The sequence below is a fragment of the Nonomuraea monospora genome, assembly GCF_039531895.1.
Lineage (GTDB): Bacteria > Actinomycetota > Actinomycetes > Streptosporangiales > Streptosporangiaceae > Nonomuraea > Nonomuraea monospora.
In genome coordinates, this window is the sequence record NZ_BAAAQX010000006.1 from 346081 (window position 1) to 368375 (window position 22295).

Consider the following 22295-nt stretch of genomic DNA (forward strand, 5'->3'; position numbering starts at 1 on the left):
CCCAGGCGTCCCGCCGCACCGGCGGGACGCCTGATCTATGGTGGGGTGGCCGCCGGCCCGATGATCAGGAGAGCTCGTTGCTGTACGAAGTGGTCAAGTTCGCCGCCGCTCCGCTCGCGCACGCCATGTGCAGGCCGCACATCTCGGGCGCGGCCCACGTGCCGAGGAGCGGGCCCGCGATCCTGGCCGCCAACCACCTGTCGGTGCTCGACTCGTTCCTGCTTCCCGCGCTGCTGCCCAGGCACGTGACGTTCACCGCCAAGAACGAGTACTTCGACGGCAACCCGGTCTCCGGCTTCTTCATGCGGCTGGGCGGCAGCCTCCCGATCGACCGGGAGAGCGCGCACGCCGCGCAGGCCATGCTCGACGACGCCGCCGCGCTGCTGGAGCGGGGCGAGCTGTTCGGCATCCACCCCGAGGGCACCCGCTCCCCCGACGGCCGCCTCTACCGGGGCAAGATCGGCGTGGCCTGGCTGGCGCTGAAGACCGGCGCCCCCGTGCTGCCGGTGGCGCTCAGCGGCACCGAGAAGGTCCTGCCGTACGGGGCGAAGGTGCCCAGGCCCGCCAAGATCGGCATCGCCATCGGGGCGCCGATGCGGTTCGAGGGCGACCACGCCAACGCGCGTGACCGGCGGCGGGTCACCGACGAGATCATGGCGGCCATCCAGAAGCTGTCCGGCCAGGAGTACGTGCCGACCTACGCCACCAGTTACAAGGCTTCGAATGGAATGCCCTGAATCGGACGCTAGGCTCGGACACCTGTCGTCGAGATGCAGGGGGCTGATCAGTGGCGCGGGGTCGTACGATCGCGATCGTGTCCGGAGCCACCGTGCTCGTGGTGGGGGCCGCGGCCGGTGGGGCGTACTACGTACTGCACACCAGAGGCACGCCGGCGCAGACCGCGCAGCGCTTCGCGGCGGCCTGGCAGGCGGGTGACAAGGGCGCGATGACGGCCGAGCTGGCCATGCCGCAGCAGCTCACCGCCTACGACCAGCAGCGCACCGCGCTCGCCGTCGAGTCGACCGCCGTCAAGCTGGGCCGGGTCACCGAGGGCGACGACCGCGCCAGCGTCCCCTACACCGCGACGCTCAACCTGAAGAACATCGGCGCGTGGACCTACCAGGGCACCATCGACCTGGTGGTGGCCGACCGCACGTGGAAGGTCGACTGGAAGCCCGCCACGCTGCACCCGTCGCTCACCGGCGGGGCCGCGTTCTCGCTCACCACCAAGTGGCCGCAGCGCGCCGAGATCACCGACGCCGACGGCGACCGCATCGACACCGGCACGGTCGGCGGCTCGGTGCAGCAGCTCGTCGGCTACCTCAGCAAGGCCACCAAGAAGGACGTCGCCAGGCTCGGCTCCTCCTACAAGGTCGGGCAGGCCGTCGGGTTCGACGGGCTGCAGAAGGCGTTCCAGGAGCAGCTCGCGGGCACCCCGGCGACCGAGATCAAGCTCGGCGACAAGACGCTGGAGACCATCGAGGGCACCGAGGGCGAGCCCGTCCAGACCTCGCTCGACCCGCGGGCGCAGGCCGCCGCGGTGACCGCGGTCAAGGAGATGAAGAAGCCCACCTCGCTGGTCGCGATCAAGGCTTCGACGGGCGAGATCCTGGCCGTGGTGAACAACGTGGGCGGGTTCAACCGGGCGCTCGACGGCCGCTACCCGCCCGGCTCGACGTTCAAGGCGGTCACCGCGATCGGGCTGCTGGACGCCGGCGTCGCCCCGCAGGACACCGTGACCTGCCCGAAGAACGTCAACGTCGGCGGGCTGTCGATCCGCAACTCCGACGAGGAGTCGTTCGGGTCGATCTCGTTCCTCGACTCCTTCGCCCACTCGTGCAACACGACGTTCGCGCCGCTGGCGAAGTCGAAGCTGGGCGCCGAGAAGCTGCTCGACGTGGCCGAGGACGTGGGCTTCAACCAGCCGCTGAACATCGGGGTGCCGGCCACCAAGGCCAGCTTCCCCAAGGCCACCTCCGACGCGGAGCTGGCCGCCGAGTCCTTCGGCCAGGCCAGGATCACCGCCAGCCCGCTGTCCATCGCCTCGGTGGCCGCCGCCATCGCCGACGGCGCGTGGCGGCCCCCGACGCTGGTGCCGTCCATCAAGCAGAAGGCCAAGGAGCGCAAGCTGCCCGAGGAGGTCACCTCCGGGCTGCACACGATGATGTCGGCCGTGGTCACCAAGGGCACCGCCAAGTCGGCGGGGCTGCCGGCGGGCACGCACGGCAAGACCGGCACCGCCGAGTACGGCACGGGCGAGAAGCTGGACTCCCACGCCTGGTTCATGGGCTTCAAGGGCGACGTGGCGTTCGCCGTGGTCGTCGAGGGCGGGGGCGGCGGCGGCGCGGTGGCCGCGCCGGTCGCGGCCACGTTCCTCAAGAACCTGTAGCCAGGAAGCGCCGGATCTCCCCGGCCACCCGCTCCGGGCGCCCGCGCTGGGCGGCGTTCTGCGTGGCGCCGTGGTCGAGGCCCTCCAGCGCCACGCGCCGGGCGCGCGGCAGGACGCGCTCCAGCTCGGCCAGCGCCGACCGCAGGTAGCCCTGGCTCCTGGTGCCGCCGAGCAGCAGCGTCTCCACCTCGACCGGCCGGTACGCCGCGAAGTCCGCCGGCGCCTCGGCCACGAGCTGCAGGTCCTGCCGCTGGGTCGGGGCCAGGTCCCTGAACGTCGGCTGCTCCCCCGCCGTCCCGTCCTGGCTCTTCAGCATCAGGCCCGTCAGCCACTCCTGCACGCGGCGGGGCAGCGCGTTGAACAGCGGCGGGCCGAGCCGCGCGGCCCGCATGCCGGTGACGAGCGCGGCGGGGATCCGGCCCTCGGCCAGCTCGCGGTCGAAACGCTCCAGGCTGCCGCGCACCTCGGCGGCGTCGAGGCCCAGCGGGGGTTCGAAGAGCACCGCCTTGCTCAGCGCCGATGGGCGGGTGAGGGCGGTGTGCAGGGTGATGACGGCGCCCGAGCTGACGCCGACGGCGTACCGGGCGCCGGTGGCCCGCAGCACGGCGTCGAGGTCCTCGGCCTCGCGCCCCAGGCCGTAACTCGCGCCCACTGGGCCGCTGCCGCCGCGGCCCCGGCGGTCGGGCAGGTAGCAGGTGAAGTCGGCGGCCAGGGCCGTGGCCAGGTCGAGCTGGCTTTGTCCTGTCTGCATGGCGCCGTGCACGATCACCAGGCCGGGGCCCTGACCTAACTCCCGGTAGCTGATCGTGGTGCCGTCGGCGGACGTCACGGTGCCGGTGGCGCTGGTCGTGGTCATGGTGGCTCCCCTTCCTGCCTCATGGTCGGCCCGCCTTCCAGGCGGGCTTGCCTTTGGTCGGCTTGCCTTCAGTCCGTGGGGCGGCCTCTGTCCGCGAGGTCCGCCAGGTCGGGCGGCAACTCGCCCGTACGGTGATATGCCTGCCATTCCGCCAATCCGGGGAACGTGCCCCCGTCCAGCTCCGCCAGCAGCGAGCGCACCCAGGCGGCCTCGGCCTCCCGCATCGCCAGCGCGTACTCCGACTCGACGAGGAACAGCCGGGGCACCTCGGCCCGCTCCTCCTCCAGCGCCCGCCGGCCGGTCTCGATCTGCTCCTCCAGCAGCCCCAGCCGCTGCCGCAGCAACGGCACGACCTCGCCGGGACCGAGGCCGCCCATCACCGACAGCCCCGACTCGAACGCCGACGGCTCGTGACGCGGCGTGGACAGCAGCTCCCTGGTCCAGTCGTCGGCCTCGCCGCGACCCGCCTCGGTGATGCGGTAGACGGTCCGCTCGGGCCGGGCGCCCTGGCGGCCGCTCTCCACCACCTCCAGCAGCCCGTGCTTCTCCAGATTGCGCACGACGGTGTAGAGAGAGCCCCATTTGATCGGCATGTCCTGGTCCTTGCCGCGGGCGCGCAGAACGGACGCCATCTCGTAGGGATGCATCGGGCGCTGAACGACGACGGTCAGCACAGCCAGGGCCAGCAGGTTGCCCACCGGACGCCGTCGGGGCATCTCCCTCACCACCCTTACTCGTACACGAATATACGCACGCGAGTATCCGGGCGGCAAGGGGTTGAGCCTCCAGCGGCTGGAAGGTGCAGACTGCCGGACGTGAGTAAGGAGCTCTACACGATCGGCGAGCTGTCCCGCCGCACCGGACTGCCCGTACGCACCATCAGGTTCTGGTCCGACAGCGGCGTCCTGCCGCCCGCCGACCGGTCCGCGGGCGGCTACCGCCTGTACGACGAGACCGCCGTGACCCGGCTCGGCCTGGTGAGCATGCTGCGCGAGCTGGGCGTCGGGCTGGAGGACGTACGCGAGGTGCTGGCGCGGCGGGTCACGGCGGCCGAGGTGGCGCGGCTCCGGCTACGGGCCGTGGACGCCGAACTGCGGGCCCTGCGGGCGCGCAGGGCCGTGCTGAGCCTGATCTCCGAACGCGGCACTTCGAACGAGGAGACCCTGATGTTGCACAGACTGACCCAGCTTTCCGCCGCCGAACGACGCGAGATCGTGGCGGAGTTCCTGTCCTTGACGTTCGGCGGGATCCCCTTGGACGGCGACGCGGCCGTCATCGCCGGCTGGATGGGCGAGCTGCCCGACTCCCTCACTCCCGGCCAGGTGGAGGCTTGGGTGGAGCTGGCCGAACTGATCTCCGACGAGGACTTCCGGCTGCGGCTCCGCCGAATCGCCCTGGCGGGTGCGGGGCCGCTGGCGGGTGCGGGGCCGCTGCCCGCCTACGAGCTGCGGACGCGCGTGCTCACCGAGGCCGGGCCCGCCTTGGCCGACGGGGTGGACCCTGCGTCCGAGGCGGGGCGGCGGGTGCTCGACATGGTCGCCGGGCCGGTGGTGGATCGGGGGGCGCTGCTGGAGTGGATGGAGACGGTGGCGGATGAGCGGGTGGAGCGGTACTGGGCGCTGCTGGCAACGCTCAACGGCCACCGCGGCTCCGAGCCCGCCGTGCCCGCCTTCACCTGGGTAATCGCCGCGCTACGCGCCCACAGCGCCGCGCCCTGACGCGCCCACCCCATGCCCACGGCGTCGCGGCTCGAAGCGCCCGCCCTTACGCTCCCGCCCACGCCCTCCCGCATCGCGCCCCCGCCTGCCTTCGAGGGTGTCTCTGATCCCTCCGACTTTGATCCTTTTGTGCATGGGCGGGAGCTGGGATACCAAGATTCCTGCTGGCCGGTCGTCGGGCAACGTGTCGGCTAGGTCAATCGGTCGTGCCGGCGTGCACGGCGATGATTCGCCAGCCGTGTGTCTCGTCGTGCAGCCAAGTACGGGTGTAGCGCATCCTGGCCGCGAACGGCGCACCGGAGACGGTCCCTTCGACGGTGCCGAGAAACCACGTCACCCCGGTGCGCCCATCGGTGAGCACGGTCAGCTCCTCCTCGGCCACCTTCGTCAACACCTGGGTCCGAGTGCGGTGCAGCTCCAGGTCGTCCGCCTTGGTCGCAACGTTCGCACCGAAAGTAAAGATCAGCCGATCATCCAGCAGCCGATCCAGCGCCTCGACATCTCCAGCGAGCTGCGCGGCCTGGAGCCGGCGCTCGGCGTCCCGCAAGTCTTCCATCATGAGGTCCACCCTCCCAGCCGGCGCCGCATCCGCGCGAGAACGTTCGCGCACGGCTGATCTTCGTCATCCGATCGAGGGACTCACGCGGCGTCGGCTTCGGGCGCGCACGACGCCGGTGCCACACCGCGCCCGCCCACGCCCACCGGCATCGCGCCCCGCCCGCCCCGGCATCGCGCCCCGCCTGCCTCAGCGCCGCGTGCCCGCCCCATGCCGCCCGCCCTGGCGCCGCACCCATCCACGCCTGCCCCCAAGGCGCCCACCCCCGCGTGCCCGCCCTCGCGCGCCCGCCCCCAAGCCGACCGCCCTCGCGCGCCCGCCCTCGCGGCGTCGGGTTCTGGGGGCGCGATAGCGTGCGAGGGGAAGGGCCGGCGCCGGCCGGTGGAGCGACGTACAGGGAGGGACGGCCCGTATGAGCCGCGAGCACAACTACCAGACCGTCGTGACCTGGACCGGGAACAAGGGCACCGGCACCAGCGGCTACCGGGACTTCGGCCGCGAGCACGAGCTGTCCGCCGAGGGGCCGCCGCTCATCCCGGGCAGCTCCGACCCGGCCTTCCGCGGCGATCTGGCACGCTGGAATCCCGAGCAGCTCCTGGTCGGGTCCCTGTCGCAGTGCCACATGCTGTGGTACCTGCACAAGTGCGCGATGGCGGGCGTCATCGTCACCGAGTACACCGACACCGCGACCGGCACCATGGCCGAGACGGCGGACGGCGGCCACTTCACCGAGGTGGTGCTGCACCCGGCGGTCACCGTCGCCGCCCGGGAGATGGCCGAGACGGCGCTCGCCCTGCACGCCGACGCGCACAAGTCGTGCTTCATCGCCGCCTCGGTCAACTTCCCCGTCCGCCACGAGCCGACCGTCCGCGTGGCCGACTGACATCCCCGGCTGACCTCCCCGGCCGGGAGAGCCGTCGGGCCGGGTCAGGCGGCCGGGGCTTCGTAGTCGAGGCCGAGCCTGGGCGCGATCTCGCGCAAGCACTCCTCGAACACCGGCTCCATGTCCGAGTAGACGAAGTCGAGCTGGTTCAGCACCTCCATGCAGAGCAGGCCGTACAGCCTGATCCAGCACGACATGAACACGTGCACCGCCTCCACGGGCAGCCCCATCCCGCTGGCGGACGCGTACGCCCGTAGTTGCTCCCCGACCGAAGGGTCCAGCTCCTCGGGGTCGGGCACCGGGAAGCGGCGGCTCTTCCACAGCTCGGCGATCTCCTCCAGGAAGACCTGTTCGAAGTCGCGCCCGGCCAGCTCGCGCGGCGAGTCGGGCCGCCGTTCGGCCGTGATGGGGCTGGCGAACACCCAGCCGAACTCCGCCCGGTGGGTGACGGCCCAGCGCCGCATCGCCCGGCAGGCCGCCAGGAGCCGCCGCCCGTGCTCGCCGGGCGGGCAGGCGTCGCGGGCCGTCTCCATGGCCTCGGTCAACTCGCGGAAGAAGTCGGCCGTCACCGCGCCGACCAGCTCGTCGTGCCCGGCGAAGTAGTGGTAGAGGGCCGGGCCGCTCATGCCCATCTCCCTGGCCACCGCGTTGATGGTGACGGCCTGCGAGCCCTGCTCGATGAGCAGTTTGCGGGCCGCCGCCCGGATCTCCGCCAGCGTCGTCTGCCGTACTCGTTCGCGTCTGCTGACGCCCTGCGCGGTCACCCGCTCACCTGCCTTCCGGTTCCGTTGACATCCTAGGGCATCTATGTTTCCTTAATGCCTCTAAGGAAATTTATCTCCATTAAGGAGTCACCATGGCACGCAATCCGTTGGCGAGCGCCTTCGCCAAGTACGTCATGGAGGCCCGCGTCAGCGACGTCGGTCTCATCACCCCGACCATGCGCCGCATCCGCCTGGAGACCGACGAGCCGATCGCGTTCCCCTACCGGCCCGGCCAGCACATTCGCGTCCAGATCAACGACCCGCTGTCCGTCTACGGGATCCTGCGCCCGTCCGAGACGCTCCGGACGTACACGATCTGGGACCTCGACCCCGACCGGCGCGCGCTGGAGCTGCGCGCGCACCTCTACGGCGGTGACGGGATCGGGCTGCGCTGGGTGCGGGAGGCGGCGCCGGGGGACGCGGTGACGTTCTGGTGGCCGCAGGGCGATTTCTTCACCCAGGACGACGCGCCGTTCCACCTGTTCGCGGGGGACGAGACGGCGAGCGCCGCGTTCGGCCCGATGTTGCGCGGGCTCGGGGAGGGGGCGCGGGTGCACGGGGTGCTGGAGAGCGAGTCCGCCGAGCATGACATGCCCATGCCCGGCCCGCACGAGCTGCGCCGCGCGCACCGGCGGGGCGCGCCCGCCGCGTCCTCGCGGACTCTGCTCGCCGCGGTGGCCGGCCTGGAGCTGCCCGGCAACACCGGCGCCGCCTACCTGGCGGGAGAGGCGCGCACCTGCCAGATGATCCGCGACTACCTGGTACGCGAGCGCAACTGGCCGCGCAAGGCCATCAAGGTCAAGCCGTTCTGGACGCCGGGCAAGCGCGGCCTCCACTAAAGATATTCCTTGACACGAATATTCTCCATGGCGAATACTTCTGGCCATGGAGGAACTCCTCACCGCACTGGCCGACCCGGCCCGCTGGCGGCTCGTGGGCCTGCTGGCCGAGCGGCCCCGTCCGGTCGGCGTCCTCGCGCAACTCGCCGGGGCGCGCCAGCCGCAGACGACCAAGCACCTGCAAGCCCTGGAGCGCGCCGGCCTCGTCACCTCCCAGCGCACCGGGCAGCGCCGCGTCTACGCGCTGCGGCCCGAGCCGCTGCGCGACCTGGCGGCGGCGCTCACCCTGCTCGCCGACACCGCCGGCCAGGCCGGCGGCTCGCGTGAGACGTTCGACCGTTACGGGCTCAGCCTCGACGCGGCCCGGCTGGAGGCGGAGGGGCCGGGCTGGGCCGACGGCAGGACGTTCAGGTTCCTGCGGTCGCTGGCCGCGAGCCCTGAGCTGGTCTGGCGGCACCTGACCGACACCTCGCTGCTCGCCGCGTGGTGGACGCCCGACGACCTGCGCGTCTCCCGGCTCGTCTTCGAGGCGCGGCCGGGCGGCCGGATCGTCCAGGAGTACCGCGACGTCGATGACGCCGACGGCTCCGACCAGGTCGCCGGGTACGCGGAGGGAGTCGTCGAGGACGTGCGACCCGGCGAGCACCTGTCGTACCGGCTCTCGCCGCTGCTCCCCGGCGGCGAACCGGCCTTCACCTCCCACGTCGGATTCGCCCTCCGTCCCGCCGGCGCGGGCACGGACCTCGACGTGTCCTACCGGATCACCGGCAGCACCGTCGGCTCCGCCGACTTCATCGCAGGCATCGAGCTCGGCTTCGGTCAGAGCTTGGACAAACTCGCGGCCACCGCCGCCGCGTACGACACCGAGAGCAGGAGCACGAAATGACGCAGCAGAACGGCCGCAGGGTCGTCACCAACATCGCCCTCTCCCTCGACGGCCGTTACGCCCAGCCCGACAACCCCGTGGACATGAGCTGGGTGATGCCGTACGCCGTCAGCGACGTCGCCCGCGACCACCTGACCAGCCTCTGGGAGCCGGCGACGACGGCCCTGCTCGGGCGGGTCAACGCCGAGGGCTTCCTCGGGTTCTGGCCGACCGTCATCGGCATGGAGGGCGCCGACCCGCGCGACGAGGGGTTCGCCAAGTGGCTGGTGGACGCCGACAAGGTGGTGCTCTCCTCCACCCTGCGTGAGGCGCCGTGGGAGCGTACGGCGGTGCTCGACAGGCCGGCCGCCGAGGTGGCCGGGGAGCTGAGGGGGACGGCGGGCGGCGACATCCTCGTGCTGTCCAGCGCGAGCGTCATCAAGGCGCTGCTCGCGGCAGACCAGGTCGACCGGCTGGCGATCACGGTGTTCCCCGTCTTCCTCGGCGGCGGGCCGCGCCTGTTCGACGACGGCCTGCCCGCGGGGCGGTGGACGCTCGCCCGACAGGCCGCGGGCGAGGACGGGACGCTGTCCCTGGTCTACGACCGGGCGCACTGACCCCTACCGCTGACCTCACCGGGGCCGGACGTTGTGGTTGCCGCTGAACAGGTTGCCGGGGTCGAACTCGCGCTTGACCGCCGCGAGCCGCTCGTACGTCCTCTCCGGGTAGACGGCGGCGACGTCCGCCTCGGTGGCGGAGCCGAGGAAGTTCGCGTACGCGCCGGTGACGTGCGGCGCGAGCCTCCCCCACAGCGCGTCCAGGGCGGGACGGGCGGCCTCCACGACCGGCCCGGGGCCCGCCGTGGTGGTCACGATCATCAGCTCCGCCCCGCGGTGCGCGTAGGCCGTGGCCTCCTCGGGGACGTGCGACACCGCGCCGCCGAGGCTGCGCACGGAGATGGCGGGCGCCCCCTGCGCCGCGCCCGCCTCGGCGAGGATCCGCAGCACCGCCGGCACCGACTCCTCGCCGGCGAACCCGCTCCTGGGGGCGAACCGGATGCCGGGCGGCGGAATCACACCCTCCACCAGAATGTCCCCGTACGGCCGCAGCGCCACGTCGTCGTCGATCACCGCGCCGAGGCCGCGGATCGGGCCGATCGCCTCGGCGGCGAGCCGCGGGTCGTCGCCGTCGAAGGTGACGAGCACCTCGACCGGCGCGTCGGGGCCGCCCGCGAAGGGGTTGGCGAAGTTCACGATCGAGGTCAGCTCCTCCGGCGCGGTGCGCAGGTGGTCCGCCCAGCCCTCCAGGACGGTGGCCGCCTGCCGCGCGGGGAAGGTGATCCTGCCGTGGAAGACGTCCGTCGTCGGGTGCGCGGCGAACTCGAAGGCGGTCACCACGCCGAAGTTCCCGCCGCCGCCGCGCAGCGCCCAGAACAGCTCCTGGTTCTCCTCCGCGCTCGCCCGCACCACCGCGCCGCCCGCCGTGACCAGCTCGGCGGCGACCAGCTGGTCCAGGGCCAGGCCGTGCTTGCGCACCTTCCAGCCGATGCCGCCGCTCAACGTCAGGCCGCCGACGCCGACGCTCCTCGTGTCGCCCGAGGAGATCGCCAGGCCGTGCGTCGCCAGGGCGGTCGCGACCTGGCCCCACGTGGCGCCGCCGCCGATCCTGACCAGGTGGTTCTCCTTGTCGATCAGGTCCACCGCGGCAAGCGCGGAGAGGTCGATCACGATGCCGCCGTCGTTGGTGCCGAAACCGGCGAAGGCGTGGCCGCCGCCGCGCACGGACAACCGGGGCGCGGCAGTGGTCTGCTCGGCCGTCTGGGCGGCGGCGAAGGCGACCGCTGCTCGCACGTCCGCGACGCTCTCCGGCCTCAGGACGTAGGCGGGGCTGCCCACGGCCAGGACCGAACGGCTGGCCGACTCATACCCGGCCGAGCCCGGCTCGATGATCGCGCCGCCGAAGTCGCGGCGCAGGTTGTTCAGCGCTGAAGTGCTCATCATGTTCCCGTCTCGACTGGCCCGGCCGGTGCCGGACGACCAGGAGATGCCGCCGGCCCGATTCCTGTGACAGCCCACCGGACGTGACGTACGCCACACCGCATCGAACGGGCACCATGGACGAGTCGCCGAGCCGGTGTCACAAAACTCCACACACCGGCATCTGGTGCACGTGACAGTCGAAAGCGAACAGGAGCCGTCCATGCCCGACCTGCCGGAGCGCCGCGCGCCCGAAGAGCACGAAGGGAGCACGAACCGTCCGGACCCCGCCACCGACACCTTCGTCACCCACCGCAACCTCCTGTTCACCGTCGCCTACGAGCTGCTCGGCTCCGCCGCCGACGCCGAGGACGTCCTTCAGGAGACCTGGCTGAAGTGGGTCGGCGTCGACCTCGCCGAGGTGCGCGACCAGCGCGCCTACCTGGTGCGGATCACCACCCGCCAGGCCCTGGCCAGGTTGCGGACGCTCGGCCGGCGCAAGGAGTCCTACATCGGCCCCTGGCTGCCCGAACCCCTGCTCACCACGCCTGACGTGGCCGAGGACGTCGAGCTGGCCGAGAGCGTGTCGATGGCGATGATGCTGGTGCTGGAGACGCTCGCGCCGACCGAGCGGGCCGTGTTCGTGCTGCGCGAGGTGTTCGGGCTGGACTACGAGGAGATCGCCGAGGCCGTGGACAAGAGCCAGGCCGCCGTCCGGCAGATCGCGCACCGGGCGCGGGCGCACGTCGCGGCCCGCCGGCCGCGCGAGGCCGTCTCCCCCGCCGAGTCCCGCGACGCGCTCGCGGCCTTCCACCGGGCCATCCAGACGGGCGACCTGCAGAACCTGCTCGACATCCTCGCGCCGGACGTCGTCCTGCTGACCGACGGGGGCGGCATCAAGCAGGCCTCCCTGGTGCCCGTCATGGGGGCCGAGAGCGTGGTCGCGGTGTTCGGCCGGATCCACGCGTCGCGGACGTTGTCGCCGGCGCAGGTCAACGGCTACCCGGCGTTGGTCATCCGGATCGATGGGGAGCTCGACACCGTTCTGGCGGTGCGGGTGAACGAGGGGCTCATCACCGGGCTCTACGCCGTACGGAACCCCGAGAAGCTGTCACGCATGGAGCAGGAGACTTTCCTGAGCCGATGAGGCGGAAGCCCGGCGCACCCCGCCGGGCACCACGCCGGAACCGTGATCCGATCATCCGGCAACGCCTGACACTCGATCAGAAAGCCACGGCCAGAGCCATCGCGGCGGCGGCCTCATGACGCAGAACCATGATCAGAAGTGTGGCGACCAACGTGGCGATGAGCACCCAGCTGATCAGGATGATGACCGTCGAGCGGCGCGGCCGGCGCCGGGGCGCGTGCTGCCCGTTCGACTTCGCCTCATCGCGACGAACCCGATCGTTGAACGACTCAAGCCGAGCGACGAGTCGCGGATCGTCATCGACGAGGTGCTGCTCGATTTGGGCCAGCATCCGCTCCTCGTCCTGCGACCAGGCCATAGGTACCTCCCGAACGCAAGCTCCGTGGCGTCTTCCTGCCCAACCATGAAGATCATTAGCCCCCGCCTGACCACTTAATTGCCACCTCTTTTCGGTTTGCGATCATGCTAGAACACCTGTTCTAATCATGCCATGCGCTGGGACAACCTCCGCCTGACCGCCCCAGGCGGAGCCGATCCGACCGAGCCGCTCTTCGCCCGCGGCGCGGTGACCCGCACGTTCGACACGCCCGAGTTCAAGGGGATGACCTTCTACGAGATCCGGGCCAGATCCATCATCAACCGCGTCCCCGGCGCCAGCCGGGTCCCGTTCGACTACACGATCAACCCCTACCGGGGCTGCGGCCACCGCTGCGTCTACTGCTTCGCCAGGAAGACGCACGAATACCTCGACCTCGATGCCGGCGCCGACTTCGACTCCAAGATCGTCGTCAAGGTCAACGCCGCCGAGCTGGCCCGCAAGGAGCTCGCCTCGCCCCGCTGGGCCGGCCACCACGTGGCCATGGGCACGAACGTCGACTGCTACCAGCGCGCGGAGGGCCGCTACAAGCTGATGCGCGGCATCATCACCGCCCTGCGCGAGGCCGCCAACCCCTTCTCGATCCTCACCAAGGGCACCCTGATCCTGCGCGACCTCGACCTCCTCACCGAGGCCGCCGACGTGACGGACGTCAGCGCCAACGTCTCAGCGGGCTTCGTCGACGACGACCTGTGGCGCGCCGTCGAGCCGGGCACCCCCAACCCGCACCGCCGCCTCGAGACCTGCGCCGCCCTCAACGACAACGGCATCGCCTGCGGCGTCCTGATGGCCCCGATCCTCCCCTACCTCACCGACTCCCCCGCCCAGCTCGACCGCACCGTCCAGGCCATCGCCGAAGCCCGCGCCACCCACATCTCCCCCATCGTCCTGCACCTGCGGCCGGGCGCCCGGGAGTGGTGGCTGAGCTGGCTCTCCCGCGAGCACCCGCGCCTGGTGCCGCGCTACCTGGAGCTGTACGGCCGAGGCGCGTACGCCCCGAAGTCCTACCAGCAGCGCATCACCGCCCTGGTCAAGGACCTCGCGCAACGCCACGGCGTCGGCCGCGCCACACCGGCCATGGCCCGCCGCCTCCCACCCCACCGCCCGGGCCCTCCGGCCCAGCCCGAGCAACTCCGCCTGCTTTGAACAAGCACCCGAGCACCGTCACACCCTGCCTCGGCGGCGGCCACCCGGCACACGAGGCACACCGTCGCGGTAATCCCACCCGCGCTGACAGACGGAGGATGCGAGCATTAGGTGGTATGTCGGGTTTCGTTGCTAGATGGGTATTAAGGGGCTTGGTGTACCAATCTGGTGCATCTCATCCGTTACAGGGGGGATTTTCCGATGGCTGACACGAAGAAGAAACCTGCCTCCAAGTCCGGCAAGTCCAAGAAGCAGGCCATCAAGAACAACAGGCAGGCCAAGGAGACGAAGCGGGAAACCCGCAAGACCACCGACGAAGGCTGAGCACCGGCCGTCCGACGGTGATGTGATCGGACGGCCGCGGCCCCGCGAGCGCCCCGGCTGTCCGATCGAACCAGTGGAGCTGTCATGTCGGCTTACCTGCGTTTCCCCGCCGTCTTTCAGGACGTGGTGGTCTTCGCCGCCGAGGACGACCTGTGGATGGTCTCGGCCCACGGCGGGCGGGCCTTCCGGCTGACGGCCGGGCTGGCCGAGGCCGGTTATCCGCGCATCTCGCCGCGCGGCGACCAGCTCGCCTTCGTCGGGCGCGAGGAGGGCCCGGAAGAGGTGTACGTGATGCCGTCCGGCGGCGGCGCGGCCCGCCGGGTGACCTTTCATGGAGCCCGCTGCACGGTGACGGGGTGGGATCCGGAGGGGTGCATCCTGTACGCCAGCGACCAGTCCCAGCCGTTCGAGGGCCGCAGTTGGCTGCACCGGGTGGCGCCGGGCGGGGTGCCGGAGCGGCTGCCTTACGGGCCGGCGAACTCGATCGCGTTCGGACCCGAGAACATGATCGTGCTGGGCCGCAACACCGCGGACCCCGCGCGGTGGAAGCGGTACCGCGGCGGCACCGTGGGCGACCTGTGGATCGACGCCGGCGGCGACGGCGAGTTCGGCAGGCTGATCAGGCTGCCGGGGAACCTGGCCTCGCCGTGCTGGAGCGGCGGCCGGGTGTGCTTCATCTCTGACCACGAGGGCGTCGGCAACGTCTACTCGTGCACCCCCGACGGCCAGGACCTGCGCAAGCACACCCACCACGACGACTACTACGCGCGCAACCTGTCCAGCGACGGCCGGCGGCTGGTCTACCACGCGGGCGCCGACCTCTACCTGCTGGAGCCCGAGCAGCTCGGGGAGCCCGGTGAGCGGCCGCGCAAGCTGGAGGTGCGGCTGGCCAGCTCCAGGACGCAGCGCAACCGCAGGTTCGTCGACGCCGCCGACTACCTCGACAGCGCCACGCTGAGCCCCGACGGCAGCGCGCTGGCGATCACGGCGCGCGGCAAGGCGTACGCGATGGCCGACTGGGAGGGCCCGGTACGCCAGCACGGCTCCCCCGACGGCGTCCGCTACCGCTTTCTGACCTGGCTGAACGACGGCGTGCGGCTGATCGCGGCGGCCAGTGACGACGCCGACGAGGAGAAGCTGATCGTCCTGGAGGGCGGCGAGGGCGGCCCCGGCACGGAGGTGGCGCGGCTGGGCCGGATCAACGATCTCGTCCCTGACCCGGCGCACGACCGGGTCGCGGTCGTCAACCACCGCCACGAGCTGCACCTGCTCGACCTGGAGACGGGCCGGGCGGAGCTGGTGGAGGCCAACCCGCACGGGCCGCCGGAGGATCCGGCGTGGTCGCACGACGGCGAGTGGCTGGCGTACGCGAGCCCGCTCAACGCGCAGACCACCGCGATCAGGCTGCACCATCCGGGCACGGGCCGGACGGCGCAGGCGAGCGAGCCGGTGCTGAAGGACTCGATGCCCGCCTTCGACCCGCTCGGGAGGTATCTGTACTTCATCGGCCAGCGAGCCTTCTCCCCCGTCTACGACCAGCTCCAGTTCGACCTGGGTTTCCCGCTGGGCACCCGCCCGTACGCGGTGGCGTTGCGCGCGGACGTGCCGGACCCGTTCGTGCCCCGGCCACGCCCGCTGCACGAGAAGGACGACGACGAGGACGAGGAGGACGAGGAGGAGAGCGAGGCGCTGCGGGTGGACGTGGACGGGCTGGCGCGCCGGGTCACCGCGTTCCCGCTGCCCGAGGGCCGCTACGAGCGGGTGGCGGGGCTGAAGGGCGGCAAGGCGCTGATCCTGACCAGCCCGCTGCACGGGGACGACACGCTGCACCTGTTCGACTTCGCCAAGGGCGAGAGCGAGACGTTCGCCGACGGGGTGAGCAGGTTCGAGCTGGGCCGCGACCACAAGACGCTGCTGTACCGGGCGGGCGGCAGGCTGCGCGTGGTGAAGGCGGGCGAGGTGCCGGGCGACGAGGAGACGCCGGGGCGGGAGAGCGGCTGGATCGACCTGTCGCGGATCAAGGTGTCGGTCTGCCCGGAGGCGGAGTGGCGGCAGATGTTCAGGGAGGCGTGGCGGCTGCAGCGGGAGAACTTCTGGACCGAGGACATGGCGGGCGTGGACTGGCCGGCCGTCTACGACCGCTACCGGCCGCTCGTGGAGCGGGTGACGACCCGGGGCGAGTTCTCCGACCTGCTGTGGGAGCTGCACGGCGAGCTGGCCACCAGCCACGCGTACGAGAGCGGCGGCGAGTACCGTCCCGGCCCCGACTACAGCCAGGGCAAGCTGGGCGTCGACTGGCGGCTGCGCGACGGCGTCTACCATATCGCGGCGATCGTGACGGGCGACCCGTGGGATCCCGAGGCCACCTCGCCGCTGAACCGGGTCGGCCTGGACGTCCGTACGGGTGACGCCGTCCTGGCCATCAACGGCGCGCCCATCGGCGCGTCGGCGGCCACCCCGAACGAGCGCCTGGTCAACCAGGCCGGCGAGGAGGTGGAGCTGACGCTGCGCCGCGAGGAGCGCGTCTTCACCGTCACCGTGCGGGCGCTGTCCGACGACCAGCCCGCCCGCTACCGCGACTGGGTGAACCTCAACCGCGCCCAGTGCCACCAGCGTTCCGGCGGCCGGATCGGCTACCTGCACGTGCCGGACATGGGCCCGGACGGGTTCGGCGAGTTCCACCGGGGGTTCCTGGCCGAGTACGACCGGCACGCGCTCATCGTGGACGTGCGCTTCAACGGCGGCGGCCACGTGTCGTCGCTGCTGCTGCAGAAGCTGGCCAGGCGGCGGCTGGGCTACGACTACCCGAGGTGGGGCGACCCCGAGCCGTACCCGCCTGAGTCGCCGCGCGGCCCGCTGGTGGCGATCACGAACGAGTGGGCGGGCTCCGACGGCGACATCTTCAGCCACACCTTCAAGCTGCTGAGGCTGGGCCCGCTGGTCGGCAGGCGCACCTGGGGCGGCGTGATCGGCATCTGGCCGCGCCACACCCTCGCCGACGGGACGGTGACGACGCAGCCCGAATTCTCCTTCGCCTTCGACGATGTGGGCTGGCAGGTGGAGAACTACGGCACGGACCCCGACATCGAGGTGGACATCACCCCGCAGGATTACGCCAGGGGCGTGGACACGCAGCTCGAGCGGGCCATCGACGTCGCGCTGGAGCTGCTGGCTGAGCGTCCGCCGCATACCCCCGATCCCCGGCATAGGCCGCGCATGCAACCTTGATGACCTTTCCGGCGTCTAAAGATCATAGGCGGGGAAAGTGCATCGGGGATGAACAGAATGCACTCCGCCGACGGAGAGAGTATGGCCGGTGGTGAGAAGTCCGTTCTCACCACCGGCCACGTGTGTTGAGACTGCTTCCGCGACTAAAGGGGGATTTGTCAGGTGCGCGCACTGGCACGCAAGGGCAAGTCGGCGATGCGACGGCTTTATCGGGGATACAACCGGCGCAAGGCGAGCAGCGCGCCACCACCCTCGACCCGGCAGGTACGCATCCTGCTCCTGCACGCCTACGGGATGGGAGGCACGATCAGGACGGTGTTCAACCTGGCCAGCTACCTGGCCGAGAACCACGACGTCGAGATCGTGAGCATCCTGAAGGAGGCCGAGGAGCCGTTCTTCCCGATCGACCCGCGGGTGAGGTTCCGCTTCCTGGACGACCGGATCAACCCCGGCCACGACCCCGTGCGCGCGATGTTGTCGAAGATGCCGAGCAGGCTCATCCCCAAGGAGGAGTCGGCCTACCACCGCTTCAACCTGTGGACCGACCTCAGGCTGGCCCGCTTCATCCGCTCCCTCGACACCGGCGTGCTGATGGCCACCCGCCCGGGGCTGAACCTCGCGATGGCCCAGTTAGCGCCGCCCGGCGTGATCACGATCGGGCAGGAACACGTGGCCCTGCGCACGCAGCCGGAGCCCGTCCAGGAGCTCATCAAGTGGCGCTACCGCCGCCTCGACGCGCTGGTCACCCTCACCAAGGCCGACCTGCGCGACTACCGCGACACGCTGCCGAAGAAGCCGCGCAAGCTGACCCGCATCCCCAACGCGGTGCCGCCGATGACGGGCGAGATCTCCAAGCTGGACGCCAAGGTGGCCGTCGCGGTCGGCAGGATGACCCGCATCAAGGGCTTCCACCGGCTGATCACCGCCTGGGAGACGGTCGCCGCCGCCCACCCCGACTGGAAGCTGCGCATCTACGGCGCGGGGCCGCAGGAGGAGAACCTCGCCCAGCAGATCGTGGAGGCGGGCCTGGAGGGCAAGGTCGAGCTGCCGGGGCCGACCACCGACGTGGGGGCCGAGCTGGAGAAGGCGTCGATCTACGTGCTCAGCTCGCGGCACGAGGGCTTCCCCATGACGATCCTGGAGGCCATGGCCAAGGGGCTGTCGATCGTCAGCTTCAACAGCCCGCACGGGCCCAAGGAGATGATCACGAACGAGGTGGACGGGCTGCTGGTCAAGCCGCGCACCAACGCCAACCTCGCCGCGTCGATCATCCGGGTCATCGAGGACGAGCAGCTGCGCCGCGGGCTGGCCGCGCGGGCGCTGGAGACGGCCCGCACGTACGACGTGGACGTCATCGGACGGCAGTGGGACGACCTGCTCGCCGACCTGCTGGCCCGGCGCGAGGCCAAGACCCGCCCGGCCGTCACGCCCGAGCTGCCGCCGCCCTGCCCGTGACCCCGCAAGCCGGACTGCCCGTGACCGCGAAAGCCGGACTGCCCGTGACCCCGCAAGCCGGACTGCCCGTGACCGCGAAAGCCGGACTGCCCGTGACCCCGCAAGCAGCCATGCCCGTGACCGCTAAGGCCGGACTGCCCGTGGCCTGGCGTGTCTAGACGCCCGTGCCGGTGAGCTCCACCGGCTCGGCGATCACGTCCACGAGCGCGCCGTTGCGGTGCACGGTGATCGGCAGCGGCCGTCCGATCGCCTCGGCGAACATCAGCCGCTGCAGGCTCTGCGCGTCGCCCACCGGGGTGCGCCCGGCGCTCAGCACCAGGTCGCCCGCGCGCAGCCCGGCCCGGTGCGCGGGCGACCCCGGCACCACCTCGACCACGCGCAGCGCCCCGTTCTGCCCGGTGCGCCGCCGCAGCTCCTCGGGCAGCGGCGCCGGGGACGTCACCAACCCGAGGAACGCCCGGCGGACCCGCCCGTCCCTGATCAGGGCCGCGATGATGGAGCGGGTCGTGCCGTTGACCGGCACGGCCAGCCCCACCCCGATCCCGGCGACCGCCGTGTTGACGCCGACCACCCGCGCCCGCGAGTCGGCCAGCGCCCCGCCGGAGTTGCCGGGGTTGAGCGCCGCGTCGGTCTGGATGACGTCCTCGATCAGCCGCATGTTCGCGCCGCTGCGCGCGGGCAGCGAGCGCCCCAGCCCGGACACCACTCCGGCGGTCACCGACCCGGCCAGCCCGAGCGGGTTGCCCACGGCCACCACGAGCTGGCCGACCACGAGCTCGTCGCTGTCGCCCAGCTCGGCGGGCGGCGGCGTGGCGGCCTGCGCCCTGATGACCGCCAGGTCCGACAGCGGGTCGCGGCCGATGACCTGGAAGTCGCCGGAGGACCCGTCGGCGAACGCCACGGTGCCCGACCGGGCGGAGCCGACGACGTGCGCGTTGGTCAGCAGGAACCCGTCCGCGGTGAACACCACCGCGGACCCGCTGCCCTGACGGGTCCGCACGCTGGCCACCTTGGGCAGCAGCTCCGCCGCCACGGACGACACGACCTGGGAGTAGGCGTCGAGGGGGTCCGCCATGGGGTCCTCCAGAATGATTACTTGCTTACACGGTAACTCCTCACGGCCGTGCCTCGTAGACGAGGTTGAACGGCGTCTGCGCCACCCGGCGGAACCGGCCGAAACCGGCTTCGGCCGCCAGCCGCCGCACCGGCTCCTCCCCGGCCTGCGCGCCGAGGGCGTAGCCGCCCTCCTGCGACAGCGCGTTCGGCACGCACAGGAACGCCGAGAAGGCGTAGTAGGCGCGGCCCACCGGGTTGAGGTTCTCGCTCAGCGACGCGCCCGCCGCCGGCTCCACGATCATCCAGGTGCCGTCGTCGGCGAGCTGGCCGCGCACCCGCCGCGCCGCGCCGAGCGGATCGCCCATGTCGTGCAGCGCGTCGAACGTGGTCACCAGGTCGTACGGGCCGCCGTCGAAGGTCTGCGCGCTGCCCACCCTGAACTGGACGCGGTCGCCGAGCCCGTGCGCGCCGGCCCGCTGGCGGGCCCGTTCGACGGACGCGCCGTGGTAGTCCCAGCCGACGTACGCCGAGGCGGGGAACGCCCGCGCCATCAGCGTGGTGGACGCGCCGTGCCCGCACCCGACGTCGGCGACCCTGATCCCGGCGCGCAGGCCGTCCTCCACTCCGTCGAGCGCGGGTAGCCAGCCGCTGACGAGGTTGGCCGTGTAGCCGAAGCGGAAGAAGCGCTCGCAGCCGGAGAAGACGTCCGCGTCGTGCTCGTGCCAGCCGACGCCCTGCCCGGTGCGGAACGCCTCGGTGATGCGCGGCTCCGCCTTGAGCGCGCCGATGGCGAGCTGGAAGCCGCCGAGCACGGGGCCGTCGGGGTCGGTCAGCGCGTACGCCTGCTCCTCGGTCAGCCAGTAGTGCCCCGTCTCGGTGTCGTACTCGACGTAGCCGCCCGCCGCCTGGCCGCGCAGCCACTCCTCGACGTAGCGCGGCGCGGTGCCGGTGCGGCCGGCCAGTTCCTCCGGCAGTTGCGGCTTGTCGGCGAGCGCCTGGTAGAGGCCGAGCCGATCGCCGACGACGACGCCGCCCGCCGCCATGGTGGCGCCGACGTCGCTGACGAACTTGCCCAGGAACTGCATCAATCGTTCTTCGTTCATCGCCGTGGTCTCCCCTGAGTCGTGTCGTCGGGCGGGGAGCGGCGCCGCGGGCCGCCCCCGGCTCCGGCCGATCGGCGGGAGCCGTCGCCCTCTCCCTGAGGGGCGTGACATTCCGTTCCATCGGCGGCATCAGGGACAGGCCGGGGAGCAGCGGCCCTGCGCCGCTAGCGTGCCGTGACGCTGCGGGCGACGGCCTGGGCGGCCCGCCAGATCAGGTCCGCGTGCGCGGCGGGCGCCTGCGCGGTGATGACGATCGCGCGTCCCGCCCCGAACGGCACCAGGTGGTGCGACTGCCGCCAGCTCTCCCCCTCGTGCCGGTAGGCGATGTCCACCGACTCCAGATCGGGGTCGTGCCGCTGCTGGGACAGCATGGTCTGGCCCGGCCCTGCCAGCTCGACGAGCGGCGGGATGCGGTCGCGCGCCACCGGCCCCTGCGGGTAGATGAGGCACTCGTCCGGCCCCCACAGGTAGAAGGGGGTGGAGTCGCCGCTGGGCGCCGACTCGATGGCGAACTCCTCCGGCCAGATCACCGAGTACAGCGAGGTCTCGATCCGCCAGAGGCGTTCCTCGGGGCCGGGCAGCACGTCCACGACCTGCTCCACGGTGCGGGCGTCGGCCACGTCGACGGTCGCGGTGCGGGTCGTCTCGCCCGCGCCCTGGATGACGGTGACGACGCCGGGGGCGCCGGGGGAACGTTCGAAGCCGTAGGGCCACCAGGGCACCAGTGTCACTCCATGCCCCGCCAGCCGCGCTAACACCTGACCCACGTGCCGTCCCTCCCCCGCCGACGCGCCGATGATCATACTGCCTGGGCCAGCGCCGCCCCGCAGTAGGCCGCGCCCAGCCCGGCCATCACGCTGGCCACCGCGTTGGCGACCGCGTAGAGACGGACGTCCTCCTCCACCAGCCGTACCGTTTCGTACCCCAGCGTCGACCACGTCGTCAGCGCCCCGCAGAACCCCGTGCCCGCCAGCGCCATCACCCCGCCCTCCACCGGCAGCGCGGTCAGGAAGCCCAGCAGCGCCGAACCTGCGACGTTGACCGTCAGCGTCCCCCAGGGGAAGACGGTGTCGTGCCGCGCCTGCACGGCCCGGTCGGTGAGATAGCGCAGCGGCGCTCCCACCGCCGCGCCCAGCACGATGAGCAGCAGCGTCACCGCGCACCCGCCCTCACGGACGCGACCCGCCGCGTCAGCCACACGCCGGCCGTCACCGCGGCGAGCGCCGCGAGCACGGTCGCGGCCAGGTAGAGCAGCCCGGTGACCGGCGCGCCCGCCGCCACCGCGCGCTGCACGTCCACCGCGTACGTCGAGAACGTCGTGTACCCGCCCAGCACCCCCACCCCCAGGAACGGCCGCACCAGCCGGTGGGCCTTGCGCACCTCCGTGATCACCACCATGAGCACCCCCATGAGCAGACAGCCCGACACGTTGACCAGGAACGTCGCCCACTGGAAGTCGGCGGCGCCGGACGGCAGCGCCGACTGCAGGCCATGCCTGGCCAGGGCACCGAGCGCGCCGCCCGCCGCGATCGCGGCGAGCACCGGCCAGCGCGCCTCGGCACGCTGCTCCGGCATGTGAAGATCGACGTCCGGATCCATGGGACGCTCGGTCAC

The 22295-nt window shown here is 71.8% G+C and carries 23 protein-coding genes; 12 read left to right on the forward strand and 11 right to left on the reverse strand.

What is annotated here, in order from left to right:
- Positions 1–77: 77 nt before the first annotated feature.
- Together ABD331_RS14900 and ABD331_RS14905 are read left to right on the forward strand one after the other, a co-directional pair.
- The gene (locus tag ABD331_RS14900; RefSeq protein ID WP_344474836.1) at positions 78–737 is read left to right on the forward strand and encodes a lysophospholipid acyltransferase family protein; all 660 of its coding nucleotides are present in this window, start codon (positions 78–80) and stop codon (positions 735–737) included.
- A gap of 77 nt (positions 738–814) precedes the next feature.
- Entirely contained in the window at positions 815–2389 is a 1575-nt protein-coding gene (locus ABD331_RS14905) for a penicillin-binding transpeptidase domain-containing protein (protein ID WP_344474838.1), read from the forward strand.
- Here the strand turns inward: ABD331_RS14905 and ABD331_RS14910 are convergent.
- Positions 2376–3245 carry an alpha/beta fold hydrolase gene (locus ABD331_RS14910; protein ID WP_344474840.1) on the reverse strand — a complete coding sequence of 290 codons (870 nt, stop codon included), beginning with the start codon at positions 3243–3245 and terminating at the stop codon, positions 2376–2378. The genes ABD331_RS14905 and ABD331_RS14910 overlap by 14 nt on opposite strands.
- Before the next feature lie 68 nt (positions 3246–3313).
- The gene (locus tag ABD331_RS14915) at positions 3314–3961 is read right to left on the reverse strand and encodes a PadR family transcriptional regulator (RefSeq protein ID WP_344474842.1); all 648 of its coding nucleotides are present in this window, start codon (positions 3959–3961) and stop codon (positions 3314–3316) included.
- Positions 3962–4060: 99 nt separating this feature from the next.
- On the opposite strand from ABD331_RS14915, the gene ABD331_RS14920 reads away from it, so the two are divergent.
- Complete coding sequence (locus tag ABD331_RS14920; RefSeq protein ID WP_344474844.1) at positions 4061–4963, forward strand: helix-turn-helix domain-containing protein; 903 nt, start codon at positions 4061–4063, stop codon at positions 4961–4963.
- 196 nt (positions 4964–5159) lie between these two features.
- On the opposite strand, the gene ABD331_RS14925 is transcribed toward ABD331_RS14920, so the two are convergent.
- Positions 5160–5522: a nuclear transport factor 2 family protein gene (locus ABD331_RS14925; protein ID WP_344474846.1), complete on the reverse strand. Its 363-nt coding sequence runs from the start codon at positions 5520–5522 to the stop codon at positions 5160–5162.
- Positions 5523–5931: 409 nt separating this feature from the next.
- On the opposite strand from ABD331_RS14925, the gene ABD331_RS14930 reads away from it, so the two are divergent.
- Positions 5932–6402, forward strand: coding sequence for an OsmC family protein (locus ABD331_RS14930; protein WP_344474848.1), 471 nt, complete (start codon positions 5932–5934; stop codon positions 6400–6402).
- Between the two features lie 44 nt (positions 6403–6446).
- Here ABD331_RS14930 and ABD331_RS14935 read toward each other — a convergent pair whose 3' ends face one another.
- A complete protein-coding gene (locus ABD331_RS14935) occupies positions 6447–7166 on the reverse strand; it encodes a TetR/AcrR family transcriptional regulator (RefSeq protein WP_344474850.1) in 720 nt (239 codons plus the stop codon).
- 92 nt (positions 7167–7258) lie between these two features.
- Between ABD331_RS14935 and ABD331_RS14940 the strand changes: the two genes are divergently transcribed.
- The 3 genes from ABD331_RS14940 to ABD331_RS14950 are packed head-to-tail and all read left to right on the forward strand — an operon-like array spanning position 7259 to position 9487.
- Entirely contained in the window at positions 7259–8005 is a 747-nt protein-coding gene (locus tag ABD331_RS14940; RefSeq protein ID WP_344474852.1) for a siderophore-interacting protein, read from the forward strand.
- 46 nt (positions 8006–8051) lie between these two features.
- The gene (locus tag ABD331_RS14945) at positions 8052–8891 is read left to right on the forward strand and encodes a metalloregulator ArsR/SmtB family transcription factor (RefSeq protein WP_344474854.1); all 840 of its coding nucleotides are present in this window, start codon (positions 8052–8054) and stop codon (positions 8889–8891) included.
- Positions 8888–9487 carry a dihydrofolate reductase family protein gene (locus ABD331_RS14950; protein ID WP_344474856.1) on the forward strand — a complete coding sequence of 200 codons (600 nt, stop codon included), beginning with the start codon at positions 8888–8890 and terminating at the stop codon, positions 9485–9487. Before ABD331_RS14945 ends, ABD331_RS14950 begins: the two co-directional genes overlap by 4 nt.
- 15 nt (positions 9488–9502) lie before the next feature.
- Here ABD331_RS14950 and ABD331_RS14955 read toward each other — a convergent pair whose 3' ends face one another.
- Entirely contained in the window at positions 9503–10870 is a 1368-nt protein-coding gene (locus ABD331_RS14955; RefSeq protein ID WP_344474858.1) for an FAD-binding oxidoreductase, read from the reverse strand.
- Between the two features lie 199 nt (positions 10871–11069).
- On the opposite strand from ABD331_RS14955, the gene ABD331_RS14960 reads away from it, so the two are divergent.
- Complete coding sequence (locus ABD331_RS14960) at positions 11070–11993, forward strand: RNA polymerase sigma-70 factor (RefSeq protein ID WP_344474860.1); 924 nt, start codon at positions 11070–11072, stop codon at positions 11991–11993.
- 76 nt (positions 11994–12069) lie between these two features.
- On the opposite strand, the gene ABD331_RS14965 is transcribed toward ABD331_RS14960, so the two are convergent.
- Positions 12070–12351 carry a DUF3040 domain-containing protein gene (locus ABD331_RS14965; RefSeq protein ID WP_344474862.1) on the reverse strand — a complete coding sequence of 94 codons (282 nt, stop codon included), beginning with the start codon at positions 12349–12351 and terminating at the stop codon, positions 12070–12072.
- Between the two features lie 132 nt (positions 12352–12483).
- Between ABD331_RS14965 and ABD331_RS14970 the strand changes: the two genes are divergently transcribed.
- The 4 genes from ABD331_RS14970 (at position 12484) to ABD331_RS14985 (ending at position 18522) form a co-directional block, all read left to right on the forward strand.
- Positions 12484–13515, forward strand: coding sequence for an Rv2578c family radical SAM protein (locus ABD331_RS14970; protein ID WP_344474864.1), 1032 nt, complete (start codon positions 12484–12486; stop codon positions 13513–13515).
- Between the two features lie 201 nt (positions 13516–13716).
- Positions 13717–13839, forward strand: coding sequence for a hypothetical protein (locus tag ABD331_RS14975; RefSeq protein WP_344474866.1), 123 nt, complete (start codon positions 13717–13719; stop codon positions 13837–13839).
- Positions 13840–13923: 84 nt separating this feature from the next.
- Entirely contained in the window at positions 13924–17067 is a 3144-nt protein-coding gene (locus ABD331_RS14980; RefSeq protein ID WP_344474868.1) for a S41 family peptidase, read from the forward strand.
- Between the two features lie 162 nt (positions 17068–17229).
- Positions 17230–18522 carry a glycosyltransferase family 4 protein gene (locus ABD331_RS14985; RefSeq protein ID WP_344474870.1) on the forward strand — a complete coding sequence of 431 codons (1293 nt, stop codon included), beginning with the start codon at positions 17230–17232 and terminating at the stop codon, positions 18520–18522.
- A 154-nt stretch (positions 18523–18676) separates the two neighbouring features.
- Here the strand turns inward: ABD331_RS14985 and ABD331_RS14990 are convergent, their stop codons facing one another.
- From ABD331_RS14990 to ABD331_RS15010, 5 genes are all read right to left on the reverse strand, one after another.
- Positions 18677–19597, reverse strand: coding sequence for a S1C family serine protease (locus ABD331_RS14990; RefSeq protein ID WP_344474872.1), 921 nt, complete (start codon positions 19595–19597; stop codon positions 18677–18679).
- 40 nt (positions 19598–19637) lie between these two features.
- Entirely contained in the window at positions 19638–20681 is a 1044-nt protein-coding gene (locus ABD331_RS14995; RefSeq protein ID WP_344474873.1) for a class I SAM-dependent methyltransferase, read from the reverse strand.
- Between the two features lie 164 nt (positions 20682–20845).
- Entirely contained in the window at positions 20846–21403 is a 558-nt protein-coding gene (locus ABD331_RS15000; protein ID WP_344474875.1) for a hypothetical protein, read from the reverse strand.
- A gap of 77 nt (positions 21404–21480) precedes the next feature.
- On the reverse strand, positions 21481–21837 hold the full coding sequence (locus tag ABD331_RS15005) for a fluoride efflux transporter FluC (protein WP_344474877.1): 357 nt from the start codon (positions 21835–21837) through the stop codon (positions 21481–21483).
- Positions 21834–22295, reverse strand: coding sequence for a FluC/FEX family fluoride channel (locus tag ABD331_RS15010; protein WP_344474879.1), 462 nt, complete (start codon positions 22293–22295; stop codon positions 21834–21836). The genes ABD331_RS15005 and ABD331_RS15010 overlap by 4 nt, the downstream gene beginning before the upstream one ends.

What these genes read in the sequence shown, in the direction of transcription:
- ABD331_RS14990 (WP_344474872.1), bottom strand. Translation starts at nt 19,597, where the DNA reads ATGGCGGACCCCCTCGACGCCTACTCCCAGGTCGTGTCGTCCGTGGCG.
- ABD331_RS14910 (WP_344474840.1), bottom strand. Translation starts at nt 3,245, where the DNA reads ATGACCACGACCAGCGCCACCGGCACCGTGACGTCCGCCGACGGCACC.
- ABD331_RS14925 (WP_344474846.1), bottom strand. Translation starts at nt 5,522, where the DNA reads ATGATGGAAGACTTGCGGGACGCCGAGCGCCGGCTCCAGGCCGCGCAG.
- ABD331_RS14975 (WP_344474866.1), top strand. Translation starts at nt 13,717, where the DNA reads ATGGCTGACACGAAGAAGAAACCTGCCTCCAAGTCCGGCAAGTCCAAG.
- ABD331_RS14970 (WP_344474864.1), top strand. Translation starts at nt 12,484, where the DNA reads ATGCGCTGGGACAACCTCCGCCTGACCGCCCCAGGCGGAGCCGATCCG.
- ABD331_RS14955 (WP_344474858.1), bottom strand. Translation starts at nt 10,870, where the DNA reads ATGATGAGCACTTCAGCGCTGAACAACCTGCGCCGCGACTTCGGCGGC.
- ABD331_RS14950 (WP_344474856.1), top strand. Translation starts at nt 8,888, where the DNA reads ATGACGCAGCAGAACGGCCGCAGGGTCGTCACCAACATCGCCCTCTCC.
- ABD331_RS14940 (WP_344474852.1), top strand. Translation starts at nt 7,259, where the DNA reads ATGGCACGCAATCCGTTGGCGAGCGCCTTCGCCAAGTACGTCATGGAG.
- ABD331_RS14980 (WP_344474868.1), top strand. Translation starts at nt 13,924, where the DNA reads ATGTCGGCTTACCTGCGTTTCCCCGCCGTCTTTCAGGACGTGGTGGTC.
- ABD331_RS14945 (WP_344474854.1), top strand. Translation starts at nt 8,052, where the DNA reads ATGGAGGAACTCCTCACCGCACTGGCCGACCCGGCCCGCTGGCGGCTC.
- ABD331_RS14915 (WP_344474842.1), bottom strand. Translation starts at nt 3,961, where the DNA reads ATGCCCCGACGGCGTCCGGTGGGCAACCTGCTGGCCCTGGCTGTGCTG.
- ABD331_RS14960 (WP_344474860.1), top strand. Translation starts at nt 11,070, where the DNA reads ATGCCCGACCTGCCGGAGCGCCGCGCGCCCGAAGAGCACGAAGGGAGC.
- ABD331_RS14965 (WP_344474862.1), bottom strand. Translation starts at nt 12,351, where the DNA reads ATGGCCTGGTCGCAGGACGAGGAGCGGATGCTGGCCCAAATCGAGCAG.
- ABD331_RS14930 (WP_344474848.1), top strand. Translation starts at nt 5,932, where the DNA reads ATGAGCCGCGAGCACAACTACCAGACCGTCGTGACCTGGACCGGGAAC.
- ABD331_RS14995 (WP_344474873.1), bottom strand. Translation starts at nt 20,681, where the DNA reads ATGAACGAAGAACGATTGATGCAGTTCCTGGGCAAGTTCGTCAGCGAC.